Source organism: Caballeronia sp. GACF4 (assembly GCF_023631025.1).
Classification (GTDB): Bacteria; Pseudomonadota; Gammaproteobacteria; order Burkholderiales; family Burkholderiaceae; genus Caballeronia.
In genome coordinates, this window is record NZ_JALQDW010000010.1 from 33,494 (window position 1) to 49,205 (window position 15,712).

At 62.2% G+C, this 15,712-nt stretch carries 20 protein-coding genes, 1 tRNA gene and 1 riboswitch; of the genes, 13 read left to right on the forward strand and 8 right to left on the reverse strand.

The features are described 5' to 3' along the window. Positions 1-347: 347 nt before the first annotated feature. From NCR40_RS10945 to NCR40_RS10960, 4 genes are all read left to right on the forward strand, one after another. A complete protein-coding gene (locus NCR40_RS10945) occupies positions 348-1,538 on the forward strand; it encodes an acyl-CoA dehydrogenase (protein WP_250509459.1) in 1,191 nt (396 codons plus the stop codon). Positions 1,539-1,788: 250 nt separating this feature from the next. Further along, on the forward strand, positions 1,789-2,091 hold the full coding sequence (locus NCR40_RS10950) for an ElaB/YgaM/YqjD family protein (RefSeq protein WP_244826181.1): 303 nt from the start codon (positions 1,789-1,791) through the stop codon (positions 2,089-2,091). Positions 2,092-2,288: 197 nt separating this feature from the next. Next, a complete protein-coding gene (locus tag NCR40_RS10955; protein WP_244826182.1) occupies positions 2,289-2,669 on the forward strand; it encodes a phage holin family protein in 381 nt (126 codons plus the stop codon). A gap of 21 nt (positions 2,670-2,690) precedes the next feature. Next, on the forward strand, positions 2,691-3,203 hold the full coding sequence (locus NCR40_RS10960; RefSeq protein ID WP_250509460.1) for a DUF3318 domain-containing protein: 513 nt from the start codon (positions 2,691-2,693) through the stop codon (positions 3,201-3,203). Positions 3,204-3,207: 4 nt separating this feature from the next. On the opposite strand, the gene NCR40_RS10965 is transcribed toward NCR40_RS10960, so the two are convergent. From NCR40_RS10965 to glyA, 7 genes are all read right to left on the reverse strand, one after another. Next, the gene (locus NCR40_RS10965) at positions 3,208-3,657 is read right to left on the reverse strand and encodes a type IV pilin protein (RefSeq protein ID WP_244826184.1); all 450 of its coding nucleotides are present in this window, start codon (positions 3,655-3,657) and stop codon (positions 3,208-3,210) included. A 9-nt stretch (positions 3,658-3,666) separates the two neighbouring features. Continuing rightward, entirely contained in the window at positions 3,667-4,158 is a 492-nt protein-coding gene (locus NCR40_RS10970; protein WP_250509461.1) for a pilus assembly PilX family protein, read from the reverse strand. Further along, entirely contained in the window at positions 4,155-4,946 is a 792-nt protein-coding gene (locus NCR40_RS10975; RefSeq protein WP_250509462.1) for a PilW family protein, read from the reverse strand. The genes NCR40_RS10970 and NCR40_RS10975 overlap by 4 nt, the downstream gene beginning before the upstream one ends. Beyond that, the gene (locus NCR40_RS10980) at positions 4,919-5,350 is read right to left on the reverse strand and encodes a type IV pilus modification PilV family protein (RefSeq protein ID WP_250509463.1); all 432 of its coding nucleotides are present in this window, start codon (positions 5,348-5,350) and stop codon (positions 4,919-4,921) included. Before NCR40_RS10980 ends, NCR40_RS10975 begins: the two co-directional genes overlap by 28 nt. Beyond that, positions 5,347-5,895, reverse strand: a complete 549-nt coding sequence (locus NCR40_RS10985) for a GspH/FimT family pseudopilin (protein WP_250509464.1) — start codon at positions 5,893-5,895, stop codon at positions 5,347-5,349. Before NCR40_RS10985 ends, NCR40_RS10980 begins: the two co-directional genes overlap by 4 nt. A gap of 155 nt (positions 5,896-6,050) precedes the next feature. After that, a complete protein-coding gene (gene nrdR, locus NCR40_RS10990) occupies positions 6,051-6,533 on the reverse strand; it encodes a transcriptional regulator NrdR (RefSeq protein ID WP_250465595.1) in 483 nt (160 codons plus the stop codon). A 30-nt stretch (positions 6,534-6,563) separates the two neighbouring features. Next, positions 6,564-7,811 (reverse strand): serine hydroxymethyltransferase, encoded by a 1,248-nt coding sequence (gene glyA, locus NCR40_RS10995; protein WP_250465596.1) that lies wholly within the window; start codon positions 7,809-7,811, stop codon positions 6,564-6,566. Positions 7,812-7,989: 178 nt separating this feature from the next. Further along, positions 7,990-8,088, reverse strand: a riboswitch (ZMP/ZTP riboswitch). Between the two features lie 193 nt (positions 8,089-8,281). Here glyA and ydfG point away from each other — a divergent pair. The 9 genes from ydfG (at position 8,282) to NCR40_RS11040 (ending at position 15,005) form a co-directional block, all read left to right on the forward strand. Continuing rightward, positions 8,282-9,031, forward strand: a complete 750-nt coding sequence (ydfG, locus tag NCR40_RS11000; protein ID WP_250509465.1) for a bifunctional NADP-dependent 3-hydroxy acid dehydrogenase/3-hydroxypropionate dehydrogenase YdfG — start codon at positions 8,282-8,284, stop codon at positions 9,029-9,031. 134 nt (positions 9,032-9,165) lie between these two features. Further along, positions 9,166-9,618 carry a tol-pal system-associated acyl-CoA thioesterase gene (gene ybgC, locus NCR40_RS11005; RefSeq protein ID WP_250465599.1) on the forward strand — a complete coding sequence of 151 codons (453 nt, stop codon included), beginning with the start codon at positions 9,166-9,168 and terminating at the stop codon, positions 9,616-9,618. Between the two features lie 142 nt (positions 9,619-9,760). Continuing rightward, positions 9,761-10,438, forward strand: a complete 678-nt coding sequence (gene tolQ / locus NCR40_RS11010) for a protein TolQ (RefSeq protein ID WP_016346195.1) — start codon at positions 9,761-9,763, stop codon at positions 10,436-10,438. A gap of 9 nt (positions 10,439-10,447) precedes the next feature. Next, a complete protein-coding gene (gene tolR, locus NCR40_RS11015; RefSeq protein ID WP_244826192.1) occupies positions 10,448-10,891 on the forward strand; it encodes a protein TolR in 444 nt (147 codons plus the stop codon). Next, the gene (gene tolA, locus NCR40_RS11020; protein ID WP_250509466.1) at positions 10,888-11,985 is read left to right on the forward strand and encodes a cell envelope integrity protein TolA; all 1,098 of its coding nucleotides are present in this window, start codon (positions 10,888-10,890) and stop codon (positions 11,983-11,985) included. The genes tolR and tolA overlap by 4 nt, the downstream gene beginning before the upstream one ends. 120 nt (positions 11,986-12,105) lie before the next feature. Continuing rightward, positions 12,106-13,398 (forward strand): Tol-Pal system beta propeller repeat protein TolB, encoded by a 1,293-nt coding sequence (tolB, locus tag NCR40_RS11025; protein ID WP_244826194.1) that lies wholly within the window; start codon positions 12,106-12,108, stop codon positions 13,396-13,398. 54 nt (positions 13,399-13,452) lie between these two features. Beyond that, positions 13,453-13,959: a peptidoglycan-associated lipoprotein Pal gene (gene pal / locus NCR40_RS11030; protein ID WP_244826195.1), complete on the forward strand. Its 507-nt coding sequence runs from the start codon at positions 13,453-13,455 to the stop codon at positions 13,957-13,959. Positions 13,960-14,014: 55 nt separating this feature from the next. Beyond that, positions 14,015-14,764 carry a tol-pal system protein YbgF gene (gene ybgF / locus NCR40_RS11035; RefSeq protein ID WP_250465601.1) on the forward strand — a complete coding sequence of 250 codons (750 nt, stop codon included), beginning with the start codon at positions 14,015-14,017 and terminating at the stop codon, positions 14,762-14,764. Between the two features lie 165 nt (positions 14,765-14,929). Continuing rightward, positions 14,930-15,005, forward strand: a tRNA-Lys gene (locus NCR40_RS11040). A 69-nt stretch (positions 15,006-15,074) separates the two neighbouring features. Here NCR40_RS11040 and NCR40_RS11045 read toward each other — a convergent pair. After that, complete coding sequence (locus NCR40_RS11045; protein ID WP_250509467.1) at positions 15,075-15,668, reverse strand: hypothetical protein; 594 nt, start codon at positions 15,666-15,668, stop codon at positions 15,075-15,077. Positions 15,669-15,712 lie beyond the last annotated feature (44 nt).

Sequence of the window (15,712 nt, forward strand, 5' to 3'; positions counted from 1 at the left end):
CGTTTGGACGCGTGTCCGGGATTACGCTCATCCACACGCCCGAATTCGTGGATGGATTCACGGCCGGACTCGCGGCTCGATTCACGGCCTGAAGCGCGGATAGATTCGCGACTAGAAGCGCCTTTGGAGTCGCCGGCTAATGCGTCTTCGGTTCTGCCATAAGGTGCACGTTCGGCTTTCCGGCGAGATCCGCCGTCGGTTTCACGCCCAGAACCACGTTTGAAAGCAGCAGACATCGGGTGCTAAACTCGAAGGTAATTTGCAAAACATTGTTCCGCTAAGCGGAACGTAAGTCAAGCGCCGGAGCGAGGCGCTTTTCAATCGACACTGCATGGGAGGAGACGCATATGGCCGACGCCGCTCGCTTCAACTGGGAAGACCCGCTCTTGCTGGATCAGCAACTCAACGAAGAAGAACGCATGGTCCGCGACGCCGCGCGCGCCTACGCGCAGGACAAGCTGCTGCCGCGCGTGACGCAGGCGTTTCGCGAGGAAACGACCGATCCGTCGATCTTTCGCGAAATGGGCGAGCTCGGTCTGCTCGGCCCGACCATCCCCGAACAATACGGCGGACCGGGCCTCAATTACGTGAGCTACGGCCTGATTGCGCGCGAAGTGGAACGCGTGGATTCCGGCTATCGCTCGATGATGTCGGTGCAATCGTCGCTCGTAATGGTGCCGATTCACGCTTTCGGCAGCGACGCGCAAAAGGAAAAGTATCTGCCGAAGCTCGCGCGCGGCGAGTGGATCGGCTGCTTCGGGCTCACCGAGCCGAACGCCGGTTCCGATCCCGCCAGCATGACGACGCGCGCGAAGAAAGTGCAGAACGGCTATTCGCTTTCGGGCTCGAAGATGTGGATCTCGAACTCGCCTATCGCGGATGTGTTCGTCGTCTGGGCGAAGCTGGAGGAAAACGGACGCGATGAGATTCGCGGCTTCATCCTCGAAAAGGGCTGGAAAGGACTGTCCGCGCCAGCCATTCACGGCAAGGTTGGATTGCGCGCGTCGATCACCGGCGAGATCGTGATGGACGAAGTGTTCGTGCCGGAAGAAAACCTGTTTCCGGAAGTTCGCGGGCTCAAAGGGCCGTTCACCTGTCTGAACTCGGCGCGCTACGGCATCTCGTGGGGCGCGCTCGGCGCCGCCGAAGCCTGCTGGCATATGGCGCGGCAATACACGCTGGATCGCAAGCAGTTCGGTCGTCCGCTTGCGGCAAACCAGTTGATCCAAAAGAAACTTGCCGATATGCAGACGGAAATCACGCTAGGTCTGCAAGGCGTGCTGCGACTCGGGCGCATGAAGGACGAAGGCACGGCAGCGGTCGAGATCACCTCGATCATGAAGCGCAATTCGTGCGGTAAGGCGCTCGACATCGCCCGGGTCGCGCGCGACATGCTGGGCGGCAACGGCATTTCGGACGAATTCGGCGTGGCGCGTCACCTCGTCAATCTCGAAGTGGTGAATACCTACGAAGGCACCCACGATATCCACGCGCTTATTCTCGGACGCGCGCAAACCGGAATTCAGGCTTTTTTCTGAAAGGCGTATGGTGCGACTCGAACTGATCGATCCTCTTTGTAACTTTCGATCAGTTTGCTGAAACTTTTACGGGTCAGATCGGCTCCCACCGTCAGTGATGTCGAGAGTTTGACAAGGCTGCGGCAATTTCCTTTGATTAGCATCGAGTGGAATGAAACCTGCAAGGAGTCTGTGTTGCAGGTTCCAGCCTGCTCGTCAGCAATCGCATCTCTAGCTGCGAATCAGGTAGCCTCACCGATTGGAGCCTTTAATGTCAGAAATCAATAAGGAGCGATTCATGTCGGACATCAAAACCGTTCTCGCTGACGCCGAAGATCTTCTCAAGCAAGCCGCCAGCGCCACGGGCGAACGCGCTTCCGAACTGCGCGAGAGCGCGCTCGCTCGACTGAAGCAAGCGAAGGAGAAAGCCGCCGATGCACAAGTCGTCGTGATCGAACGAGGCAGAAAAGCCGCGCGCGCCACGGACGATTACGTCCACGAACACCCGTGGGCATCCATTGGTATTGCGGCAGGCCTCGGCACGGTGATCGGGCTTCTCATCAACCGCAAATAAGCAGCACTTCCCCACGCTCCTCGACAATGGCCCGGTGATTGCTATGTTCGTAACAGTCACGGTCCATCATCAAGAAAGGACCGAACCGCCAACGCCCGCTCGGGGCGCGCGGATCGACTCTCGCGCCGGAACGCCGCCTCGTGCGGCGACCGGGACAATATCAAAGCGGCACCCAACGCGCTTCTCGCACCCAAGCCATGACGACCGAACGGCCACCGCAGCAATCGTCCCCCGGACCGTTGCGACGAATCATCAGTTCTGCCTTCGCCATCTTCGAGACGCGCCTTGAACTCATCGGTATCGAGCTTCAGGAAGAGAAGGAGCGGCTTATCGGCGTACTGTTTCTCGGTCTCGCCGCCATGATGCTGGCAATGATGGCGCTGATCTCCCTCACCGTGCTCATCGCCATATTCTTCTGGGACACGTATCGCTGGCAGGCGCTTGGCGGCATCACGCTCGTTTATGCGCTGATTGCCATCGCATGCGGACTGCGTGCGCGCAGCACGCTGCTCGACGCGCCGAACATGTTTGACGACACGCTCGCCGAATTCCGCAAGGACCGCGACACGTTCCACTGAACTCACACGGGCAGTCCGACCATGAGCAAAAAAGACGATACCTTCAAGCCGCCCAAGCGTGACAACGCCAAGGCGCTGCGCACGCCGCACATGCGCGCGCTGCGCAAGGAACTGCTGATCGCGCGCGCCGATGTCGAACGCATGGAGCTTCAGCAGGCCACACACGATCTGCGCACGTCGATCACGCACTTCAGTTTCCTGCGCTTTCTGATGCCTGGCGGCGGCACCCGGCGCACGCCGAAGCGCGGTGCATCGGGTGGCGGCATCGGCGGCATTCTGGCTTCGGTCAGCTCGATGCTTGGCGGCAAGGGCAGCAACCTCGGCCTGCTCTTCAAGCAGTATCCAATCATCGGCTCGGTGGCGTCGCTCGTGCTGACCAAGCCTGTGCGGACCGCCGTGGTGCGTGGTGCCAAGCCCGCGCTCAAGTGGGGCGGTCTGGGTTTGGTTGCCTGGGAAGGCTGGCGCATCTGGCAACAGATGAAAGCCCCGCATACCGAAGCCACTACCGAAGCCATCGACCCGACGGTCTTCTGAACGTTTAATTTTTCCCTCCCCAACAAGCGGTGGACTGCGCGGTATCCAGTGCAGTCGCCGCTGATCCCGTCGTGCGGTTCGACCGCACGCCCGTCGCGTCGACGATGAATACGCCGCAAGAATCGTCCTGCATCGGACCATTTGCGACTGGCGTCGCCTCGATGCTGTATCCGCCATTCGTCGCCGATTCCGGCAGCACCGCGAGCCGATAAACCGGCGCACCGCTCGATGGCGCCTGATCCATGCCGGCGGAAAGCGTCACTGCATCCGTCGCCGACTGCGCGAGCCGCGTACTTTCGATGTATTGCACGGCGCGCATCGACGCCGCCGCCGCATCGAGCCGATGCGCCTTCGCCACGTGCTGCCGATACGCAGGCACCGCGAACGTCGCGATGATCGCCACGATGCAGAGCGCGATGATCAATTCCAGCAGCGTAAAGCCCTTGTCCTTCATGGTTCGTCCTCAAAACGGCTTCGCTACGACGCGCCGCCAATGTCGGGTCGCGCCATCGATTCTTGATTGCAGCCACGCCTCGGTCTCGGGCGATGCGCCGAAGCCACGCGCCGTCACAAGATACGACGTCACCGCCACCGCCTGGTCCGTATGCGACCAAGCCTCGATCAGACATTGCGGCGCGCGGCGCGCATACGGCCAGTCGCCAAACGGCTCGATGGCGACGGCCGACGCTCCTTCGAACGACGCCTTGCTGCGCCAGCCCACGGGCTCCTGCGCACCCGAACTCGTCACGACGGGCGCATCGGCAATCATGCGAACGCAGCGGACCAACGCGCTGTCTGCCGCATGGAACGCCTGCATCCGCTCGCGCGCCGACACGGCCGTGCGGGTCGCGACGAGCGAGGCTTGCAGCCAGGCGCTGGCGGTCACGAGCATCATCGCGGCGAGCAAGAGGACGATAGGCAGCACCGTGCCGCGCGAACGCGCGCGCCGCCTCATGACGCGCCTCGCGCGTTGCGTATGCCAACCGTGCGCCAGAAGGCCATGCGCGTGCGTCCGTCATCGCTGACGGCTGGTGCGCCATCGCAATCGACATAGTTCGCCCGACGTTTCGCCTGAATCGCCGCGCCACGCACGAGCACGCAGACCTCGGCGGCGTAGACATCCGGCCAGCGTTCGCGCGCGATGGCCGACGCGTCGAGCGCGGCCGGCGCACCCGCGATCCAGTAGACGACACGCATCCGTTCGACACCCTCGACCAGCGGTTGCGCCTGACGACCCCCGCCCTCGCAATAAAGCTCCGGCTCGCCGCTCGACGTGCTGGGCTTTGCGTAATAGCGGTTGAAGACGAACGCATCCGAAACCGTCTGGCCGATGCAGTCCGTAGGCGTGCCGCTCGTCGATGGCCACGTCGAAACCGTGTCGGCCGCGTAGCGGACCTGCAGACCGTCCGAGTGACTCGCGAGCGACTCGCACGACGCCGACGTCTCCGCGCCGGTCACGCGCGCCTGCGAACAGCCGAAGAGCGGCGCGTCGGTCGCGCCCGCGGCCGAAAATCCGGCCATCTGCACTTGTTGAGCGACGAGATCGAGCGCGCCGACGCCGGCATCGTGAATGTGCGCGGCATCGGCGGCACGTTCGAAGCCCGCACGCTGAGCGCGATAAACCGACAGCGACGCGGCCAGGATCAACAGCCCGAGCGCAAGCGCAATCGAAAGCTCGAGCAGTGTGTGGCCGCGTGAATGAATGAGCCGCGTGTTCATCGTGCAAAGGCTATCGCGATGCATGACGTGTGCGGTCGCACCTGCGGTTCGGGACAAGGCTCCGCGCCTTCCGCGACATGCCAGCTGACGGTTGCGACCTGCACGCCGTTGCCGCGATCCGAGATGGCGATGTCTCCATCGGGCAGCAAAGCAGCCGCCCTCGCCCGCCACCTCGACAACATGGCCGAGCTATCCGCGCTGCCACGCGTTGCCTCGCCGATGGAGTCGGCAATCAGTGCCGCGCGTTCGCTCAACAGCGCCGTTCGTTCGGCTTTTGCCAGCCCGCTTTGCATGGCGACGAGTCCGAGCGCCGTGACCGCCGCGATCGACAGGGCGATCATCACCTCGATCAGCGAATCGCCGCGCGGGCGAACGGAACGAGTGCGCCCGCCGCGCCTGACGCTCGGCATGACCGATCGCGCGTTCATGCCGATGCTCCGCAAGCGCCTTGAGTCATGCGTGCACGCCCGCCCGCAGCCAGTCGAATGCAGCGCCGCGACGACGCATTCGCGTTGGCATCCGCGCTGCGCGGGCCGAAATCGAAGCTACGGAAGCCGCCGATCACTTGGCCCATCGGCGGCGTGAACGAAAGATCCGTCGATGCGCCCGCAATGGCGACCGATGTCATCGCCGGCTGCAAGCGCAAGAGCGTCAGCGCGCCGTCTTTATCGACGAACAGACCCCAGCCGCACGACCAGTCCGCGATACCCGCGTCGCAAGCCTTGCCCGCCGCGAGACAATGCCGGCTCGCATCGACGCGGCATAGCGTGACGCGCGCGCCGCGTTTGAGCGATTCGGCCCGCGCGAGCGAAAGCGTCGAGAAAAGCGAGCGCGCGCGGGCATCGATCTGATCGCGTGCCTGCCAGGAGAGAAACGAAGGCGTGGCGAAAGTCGCGAGGATCGCCGTCACGGCAAGCACCACGCAAAGTTCGACGAGTGTGAAACCGGAATTCGAGAAGCGGCTCATCTGCATGCCTTATCGACGAGTTGAACGAGTGCTCAATCTAGCGATAAGGAATGCGCGCCGCCATTAGCCGAATGGACGAGTGTTCACGCGCATTCGCACGGGGCACACTGCCCGAGGGCAAAAGATCGACTGGGGGAAAGATGCTCGGTACAGACGCGCGATCAGCGCTTGCGGGAAGTGGTCTTCTTGGGCGCGGCGCGGCGGAATTCCTCGAGCACGTCCTCGAACTCGGACACGTCTTCGAAACGCTTGTAGACCGACGCAAACCGTACATAAGCGATGGTGTCGAGCTGCCGCAACTCGTTCATCACGAGTTCGCCGAGACGTTCGCTCTGCACTTCTCGCTCGCCGCTGCCAAGCAATTGATATTCGATGCGCGCGACGGCTGCCTCGATGGCGTCCGCCGCAACCGGCCGCTTGCGCAGCGCCAGCTTCATGCTCGCGACGATCTTGCGGCGATCGAACTCGGTGCGGCTGCCGTCTTTCTTCACGACCGACGGCAGCGCCAGTTCGACGCGCTCATACGTGGTGAAACGCTTGTCGCAGGATGGACAGCGTCGCCGCCGCCGGATGGCTGCGCCGTCCTCCGACACGCGAGAATCCACGACCTGGGTGTCTTCGTGTCGGCAGAAGGGGCAGCGCATCGGGGCTTGGTTCCTGGCTCGGTTCGAATATCAGCGGTAGACCGGGAAACGCTTGGTCAGCTCGGTCACTTGAGCGCGCACGCGCTCGAGGTTCGCCTGGTCTTCCGGTGCGTCGAGCACGTCCGCAATCAAATTGCCAACCTGCTCCGCTTCCTTCACGCCGAAACCGCGCGTGGTCATGGCGGGCGAACCGAGACGCACGCCGCTCGTGACGAACGGCTTTTCCGGATCGTTCGGAATGGCGTTCTTGTTGACCGTGATGTGCGCGGCGCCGAGCGCGGCTTCGGCCGCCTTGCCGGTGATCTTCTTCGCGCGCAGATCGACCAGCATGACGTGGCTTTCCGTGCGGCCCGAGACGATACGCAGACCGCGCTTGACGAGCGTTTCGGCCAGCACGCGCGCGTTATCGACCACTTGCTGCTGGTACGTCTTGAACTCCGGCGTCAGCGCTTCCTTGAACGCGACGGCCTTCGCCGCGATCACGTGCATGAGCGGACCGCCCTGAATGCCCGGGAAAATGGCCGAGTTGATCTGCTTCTCGAATTCGGCCTTCATGAGGATCACGCCGCCGCGCGGCCCGCGCAGGCTCTTGTGCGTGGTCGTGGTCACGAAGTCCGCGTGCGGAACGGGATTCGGATAGACGCCTGCCGCGACGAGACCCGCGTAATGCGCCATGTCGACCATGAAGTAAGCGCCGACACTCTTCGCGATTTGCGACAGGCGCTCGAAATCGATACGCAGCGCGAACGCCGACGCGCCCGCGACGATCAGCTTCGGCTTGTGCTCCTTGGCGAGCGCTTCGGTCTTTTCGTAGTCGATGTCTTCGGCTTCGTTCAGGCCGTAGCTCACGACGTTGAACCACTTGCCCGACATGTTGACGGGCGAACCGTGCGTCAGGTGGCCGCCTTCGGCGAGGCTCATGCCCATGATCGTGTCGCCCGGCTTCAGCACGGCGAAGAACACGCCCTGGTTGGCCTGCGAACCGGAGTTCGGCTGCACGTTCGCGGCTTCGGCGCCGAACAGTTGCTTGACGCGGTCGATTGCGAGTTGCTCGACGATATCCACGTATTCGCAACCGCCGTAGTAGCGCTTGCCGGGATAGCCTTCGGCGTATTTGTTGGTGAGTTGCGAGCCTTGCGCGGCCATGACGGCCGGGCTCGTGTAGTTTTCCGAGGCGATCAGCTCGATGTGATCTTCCTGACGGCGATTTTCCTGCTCGATCGCTTTGAGCAGTTCGGGATCGACCTTGGCGAGGGTACTTTCGGCTCTGTCAAACATACGTTTTCCGTGAGATCAAAACAGGTTGACCGGATCGCGCGTGACGATGCGTTCGAAGCACGAACGCAAAACGCAAGGAAGACGCAGGACGCCAGACGGGTCCACACGCGACGGATGAGGGAAGAATCCGGGTTCGCGGAACGGACAGCCACCGGCAACGCAGCGACGGCGCGCGGATCTCAGCTGCCCAGGCGAACGGCAAAACGACACTCCGCGCTTCCTAGTGGGTCGTTCCACCTTGAATCCGAAGATTCTATCGCCAGTCACGCGGGGTTTGAGCGTTGTAGTGTAATGGTGCGGCCGGGTTTAGGCAACTTGGCGAGCGTCTGCGAAACGCTTGAAACGCACGATCGTTCGGGTTTGCAGTTGCTTGCCGCATCGCATCATTGGAAGTACTCTGTGCGCCGTTGCCGGTCGTGTGTCCGCGCGCGCTCCGGTACAGCCCAACCCCCACTTTCCGGAGCCCGCTCATGATCGTATTCGTCACCGGCGCCTCTGCCGGCTTCGGCGCAGCCATTGCCCGCACTTTCGTCAAGGGCGGCCATCGCGTCGTCGCGGCCGCGCGCCGCAAAGACCGGCTCGCCGCGCTATCGAAGGAACTCGGCGACTCGCTCTTGCCAGTCGAACTCGACGTGCGCGACAGCAACGCCATCAAGAGCGCCATCGCCTCGCTGCCCGAATCGTTCGCCCAGATCGACGTGCTGGTCAATAACGCGGGCCTCGCGCTCGGCCTCGAACCGGCACAACGCGCGAATCTCGACGACTGGAAGAACATGATCGACACCAACTGCATGGGACTCGTCGATGTCACGCATGCCGTCCTCCCCGGCATGGTTGCGCGCAATCGCGGTCACGTGTTCAACCTAGGTTCGGTCGCGGCGTCCTACCCGTATCCGGGCGGCAACGTGTACGGCGCGACCAAGGCGTTCGTGCGGCAATTCAGCCTGAACCTGCGCGCCGACCTTGCCGGAACCGCGTTGCGCGTGACGGATATCGAGCCGGGCCTGTGCGGCGGCACCGAGTTCTCCAACGTGCGCTTCAAGGGCGACGACGACAAGGCCAGCGCCGTCTACAAAGACGTGCAGCCGCTCACCGCCGAGGATATCGCCGACGCCATCTACTGGATTGCGACGCGCCCCGCGCACGTGAATATCAACACGATCGAACTCATGCCCGTGGCCCAAACCTTCGGACCGTTGCAAATACACCGCGGCTCGTAAGAGGAATCGACTGTATTTGGTGGCCCAACTTCCGCTTCCGGTAAAATGCCGCGGATGTTTATTTGTCAAAAAGCGAGCCGGAGCGGGTCCAAAAGCCTCCGCGCGAGCGGGGCGGCGCAAAGGTGAGTGATTCGTTGAATTTCGAATGGCCGATTCGGGTGTACTACGAGGACACCGACGCGGGCGGCATTGTCTTCTACGCGAACTACCTGAAGTTCTTCGAGCGTGCGCGCACCGAATGGCTGCGCGCGTGCGGTATCGACCAGCAGCGGCTGGCCGAATCGGCCGGCATCGTGTTCGTCGTGAGAAGAACATCCGTCGATTATTCGGCTCCCGCGCGCCTGGACGACTCCATTCGCATCGTGAGCCGTATCGCGCGGCTCGGGCGCGCATCGGTGGATTTTCATCAGGAAGCGTGGCGTGACGCGGTTCTTCTTGCAAGCGGCGATATTCGCGTCGCTTCGGTGGATCGCGCAACGATTCGCCCTGCCGGTATTCCCGAACGAGTTCTCGAAGGATTGAGGCGCGGTCCTCATGCCGGGCAGGTCGTGCTTGCCGCGGACGAGCGTCGCGCGCACCCGGTTTGAACGCTTCACGAGCAAGAGCCGGCCACGAGGCGGCTTTCGTTTTATTGATGTCGCGGTCACGAAAGCCTGACGCGCCTTTGACCGGAAGCCCCTTTTCCGGACGTAAATAGCAGCTAATAGCAGGTGGAAGCAGCGGACTTTTATGAACAACACACAAGACTTGTCGATCGTATCTCTCGTCATTCATGCGAGCCTGCTCGCGCAGGCCGTCATGGCCCTGCTGCTTCTGCTCTCGCTGCTGTCGTGGACTTTCATCTTCCGCAAGTGGTTCGCCATTCGGCGCGCGCGCGCGCAAACCGAGCGTTTCGAACGCGATTTCTGGTCCGGCGGCGACCTGCAGGCGCTGTATCAAAGCGCGGCGAACAACCGTCACACCATCGGCGCGCTCGAGCGTATCTTCGAATCGGGCATGCGCGAGTTCTTGAAGGGCAAGGAGCGCCGCATCACCGATCCGGGCGCGATTCTCGACGGTTCGCGCCGCGCCATGCGGGCTGCCTTTCAGCGTGAAATGGACGTGCTCGAAGCGAATCTCGCGTTTCTTGCATCGGTCGGCTCGGTCAGTCCGTATATCGGTTTGTTCGGCACGGTCTGGGGCATCATGAATTCGTTCCGCGGCCTCGCAAACGTACAGCAGGCGACGCTCGCCAACGTGGCGCCCGGCATTGCCGAAGCGCTCGTCGCGACCGCGATCGGCCTCTTCGCCGCAATTCCCGCCGTGGTCGCTTACAACCGCTACGCTCACGATATCGACCGTCTGGCAATCCGCTTCGAGACCTTCATCGAAGAGTTCTCGAACATCTTGCAGCGTCAGGCGCACTAAGGAGTCACGATGGCAGGCTCGTCCCGTTCCAGCATGCGCGGCAGTTCGCGCCGCGCCATGGCCGACATCAATGTCGTGCCGTATATCGACGTGATGCTCGTGTTGCTCGTCATCTTCATGGTGACGGCGCCGCTCGTGTCGCCTTCGATCATCAACTTGCCGACCGTCGGCAACGCGCAGCCGCAGGAACAGCAGCCGCCGCTCGTCATCAACATCAAGGCCGACGGCAGCATGAACGTGCGCTACAAGGAAGAAGGCGGCGCGACGCAAGAGCAGAGAATGACCAAGGACGACCTGAACACGTTCGTGCTGAATCGTCAGGAGTCGCATCCGGATCAACCCGTCGTCATCGCGGCGGACAAGACCGTGAAGTATGAAGTCGTCATGAACGTGATGTCCGATATGAAGGCGCGCGGCGTGAAGCGCGTCGGATTGCTCGTCAAATCGCAATGACCCTTTTGCAGAACCGGCAGACGCGCGGCTCATCAGCGCGACCCATCCGCCCGCCGCGCGAACGCGGTACGGGCCGCGCTTTCGCGCTCGCCGCCGTCATGCACTTGCTGCTTGGCTGGTTGCTATATCACGGCATCAACTGGCAGAACAACACCCCCGCCGGAGCCGAGGCGGAACTGTGGACCGAGATTCCCGACACGCCTGCTCCCACGCCGCGCGTCGCGCCCCCGCCGCCCGTGGCCGTGAAGCCGCAGCCTGCGCCGCCGCCCGCGAAGGACGAGGACGCGGACATCGCGCTGCAGGAAAAGAAGCGTAAGCAGGAAGCCGCCGCACGCGATGCACAATTGGCCGAGCAGCGCCGCCAGCAGGAATTGGCGCAGCAGGAAGCCGAAACGAAGCGCCAGCAGCAAGTCGCCGCTCAAGCCGCCGCGGCGGCCGCCGCGCAGAAGGCCATGCAGGACAAGCAGAAGCAGATCGAACAGCAACGTCAGGCCGACCTGCAAAAGCAACAGCAAGCGAAGCTGCAACAGGACAAGGCGCGTCAGCAGCAACAAGCCGAAGCGCAAAAGGCCGAGCAGCTTCAGGAACAGAAGGAAGCCAAGGCGAAGACCGATGCCGAAGCCAAGGCAAAAGCCGATGCGCAAGCCAAGGCCAAGGCCGCGGCGCAGGCAAAAGCCAAGGCGGATGCGGAAGCGAAGGCGAAGGTCGATGCCGAACGCAAGTCGCGCCTCGCGCAGCTGCAAGGGCAGCTCGGCGGCGGCACGAATTCGAGCGGCGAAGGGCTGGCCAAGGGTGGCACCGGCAAGGGCGCGGGCGGCAACGCGGCGTCGGCGGGCTATGCCGAGAAGGTGCAGCGTCGCGTGCGGCCGAATATCATCTGGTCGGGCGAAACGTCCGGGCTGGAAACGGTCGTGTCGGTGCGCTGCGCGCCTTCGGGCACGCTGCTTTCGGCGACCATTACGCGGTCGAGCGGCAACGAGCAGTGGGACGCTGCCGCGTTGCGCGCGGTGCAGCGCTCCGATCCCATGCCGAAGGATATTAACGACCAGGCGCCAGGGTCATTTACGATCACGCTGCGCCCGGCTGGCAGTTGATTGCGCGGGATCACTGCAAAGCGCGAGACCGTTGCCGCACGGGAACGAATCGTGCAATCGGGGGTCTGTTTCTGCAGTCTCGGGTCACTTGAAAACGCATTTTTCTGGAACGAATACAGCATGAGTTTGATGAAGAAGCTTGGCTTGAAAACGCTGGTCGCATCCTGTCTGATCGCCGCCGGTACCGCCGCACATGCCCAGTTGAACGTGCTCGTGACTGGCGTCGGTTCTACCCAGTTTCCGATCGCCACGGCCAACTTCGCCAATGAGGGCAGCTCACCGCAACAGGTCAGCGCGATCATTCGTCAGGACCTGCAGAGAAGCGGCAAATTCACGAATATCGACGCGGGCGGCACGCCGGTTTCCGAGACCGATTCCGTCGATCTCGGCGCATGGAAAGCCAAGGGCGCGGACGCGTTCGTATCGGGAAGCGTCAACAAGCTGCCGAACGGCCAGTACGAAGTGCGCTTCCGTCTCTACGACACGGTCAAGCAGCAGAACCTCGGCGGTTTGTCGCTCGTTTCCGCCGAAAGCGGCCTGCGCATGAGCGCACACAAGATCGCGGACTACATCTACGCCAAGTTGCTCGGTGGCCGCGGCGTGTTCGCAACCCGTCTGTCCTACGTCATTCAGACGGGCGGACGCTACCAATTGCAGATTTCGGACTCGGACGGTCAGGACGCGAAGATCGCCCTTTCCAGCCCGGAGCCAATCATTTCGCCGGCATGGTCGCCGGACGGCACGAAGGTCGCCTACGTGTCGTTCGAAAAGAAAAAGCCGGTGGTCTACATCCACGATCTGCCGACCGGGCGGCGCGTGGTCGTATCGAATCAGAAGGGCAACAACAGTGCGCCGGCGTGGTCGCCTGACGGCAGCAAGCTGGCCGTGGCCTTGTCGCGCACCGGCAATACGCAGGTTTTCGAAGTCAACGCGGACGGCTCTGGCCTGCGTCGTCTGACACAAGGCAGTTCCATCGATACCGAGCCGGCCTTCTCGCCCGATGGCAACTCCATTTACTTTACGAGCGATCGCGGCGGCCAACCGCAGATCTACAAGATGCCGGCGGCGGGTGAAAACGCCGGCGCGGCCCAGCGGGTCACGTTTACGGGCAGCTACAACACAAGCCCGCGCGTGAGTCCGGACGGCAAGCAACTCGCGTACATTTCGCGCACCGGTGGCGGCTTCAAGCTGTATTTGCAGGACCTCGGGTCCGGCACGGCGACGGGGCTGACCGACACGACGCATGACGAATCGCCAAGCTTCGCGGCGAATGGTCAGTACATCCTCTACGCCACCCAAGTGAACGGACGTGGCGTGTTGGCAGCCGTATCGACCGATGGTCGTACGCGGCAAGTCTTGTCCGTACAGGGCGGTGTGGTGCGCGAGCCGTCCTGGGGTCCGTTCATGCAGTAAGTTCAGCAAACACGTTCAAATACAACGTTCAGCTACAACACAAGGAGAGGTACCATGATGTCGAAACTTCGTATCGGCCTGGCAGTTGCGATGGTCGGCGCATTGGCAGCTTGTCACTCGGGCGTGAAGCTCGATGAAGGCGCGAACAAGGGCTCGGTCGGCACGCAGCCGAACCCGACGGACGTCAAGCAGGTCAACATCGACCCGCTGAACGACCCGAACAGCCCGCTCGCCAAGCGCAGCATCTTCTTCGACTTCGACAGCTACGCCGTGAAGGACGACTATCAGCCGCTGCTGCAACAACACTCGACGTACCTGAAGAGCCACCCGGAACGTCACGTCCTGATTCAAGGCAACACCGACGAGCGCGGCACGAGCGAGTACAACCTGGCGCTTGGTCAGAAGCGTGCGGAAGCCGTGCGTCGCGCCATGTCGTTGATGGGCGTTGCCGATTCGCAAATGGAAGCCGTGAGCCTCGGCAAGGAAAAGCCGATGGCGACGGGTCACGACGATTCGTCGTACGCACAGAACCGTCGTGCGGATCTTGCCTACCAGCAATAACAGCAGCAATAGCAGTAGTCCACGTAACGTAACTTAGTCACGGGTGAGTTGCCCTATGTTGTATCGCTTTTCCTTGCTGCGCCTTGCCGCAGCCGCGTGCGTCGCAGGTTCGACGATGCTTGCCGTGCCCGCGCACGCTGGCGTCTTCGACGACAACGAAGCGCGCAAGGCCGTACTCGATCTGCGCACGAAGACGGACAGTCTGGGCAACCAGTTGTCCGCCGCGCAGCGCACGATCCTCGATCAGTCGAATCGTATCGATCAGCTTAATCAGCAGGTCGCGACGCTTCGAGGGCAGAACGAGGATCTGGGCAATCAGGTTGCCACGCTGCAGAAGCAGCAGAAAGACTATTACGCCGACCTCGATACGCGCTTGAAGAAGTTCGAGCCGCAGCAGCAGACTATCGACGGCGTATCGGGCGCCGTGCAACCTGGCGAGACGGAAGCGTTCAACGCGGCATCGACCGAGTTCCGCAACGGTGACTACAAGAATGCCGCGACTTCGTTCAAGGCATTCGTCTCGAAGTATCCGCAGAGCCCGTATCAGCCGACCGCGCAGTACTGGCTCGGCAACGCGCTGTATGCGCAGCGCGACTACAAGGGATCGACTGGGGTCTGGCAGAATCTGGTGAAGACGTACCCAACGCATCCGCGAGCGCCTGAGGCGTTGCTCGCAATCGCGAATAACCAGATCGAACAGGGTCAGAAAGCGGCTGCTAAACAGACGCTGCAGCAGATCATCTCGCAGTATTCCGGCACTGAAGTCGCACAGTCGGCGCAGAGCAAGATGTCGCAGGTGAAGTGACAAGAAGCATCGAAGCATCGAGCGAAGCTTTCGGGTTTCGCGCCTCTCGAGACGAATGCCCGCGGGCCGTTGCGCCGCGGGCGTTTTTCTTTGTTTCGTCGATGCGCGCGCAGCCCGCGCTGCCTTGACAGAATCCGAAACGGCCGATTATAATTTCGCCTCTTTGGGTCGTTAGCTCAGCTGGTAGAGCAGCGGACTTTTAATCCGTTGGTCACAGGTTCGAATCCCGTACGGCCTACCAAAGAAATCGAAGGGCCGCGCTTAGCGCGGCCCTTTCCTTTCGTCGCTGGCTTCGCATCAGCACCAGTCTTCATCGTTCGAGCAATTCGACCCTTGGCGTCAACTCAAGCGCCGCTACCGATTCAAAATTCGCGTTGGCCTCGCTCACAGCGCGATCCGCGTCTGCACGGCGCCGCTTGTACTTCAAGTGCTTGCCAAGTCCGGCGCCGAACACGATCAGTCCGGCGAGCGCGAATGGCCACTCGATGTAAGCCATCGTCAGCAATAACAGGCCCCACGCCGCATGAGGCCAGAGCTTTGGCTGGGCTGGCACCGAACGCATGGCCACATCGAGTCGCGCGAGCGCCGCATCCAATCCGTCGACGGCGCCGTGCCGCTCTTGCAACCGCGCTTCGATCTCGTACACCGCGCGCATCGACTTTTCCTTCGACGGAAGCGACAACGATCCGATATCGCCCAGCAAACCGATCGCTTCGTTGACCTGCGCAAACGAAGGTCTCAGCGCGAGAAAAGTCGGTTCGTGTTCCGGCAGCCGCATCGCGCGATGAATGTCCAACCGGCTCACGCACACGCCGTGCGAGAAGAAATACCGCTGGATGGCATGTGTTGTCCGGCCCTTGAGCTTCTGTAAAAGCTCCTCGTTGGCTTGCTCTCGTTTGCTCATGCTTCTGAATGCTCCTCGACGCTCGTTTAACCGTGGGCATTCTT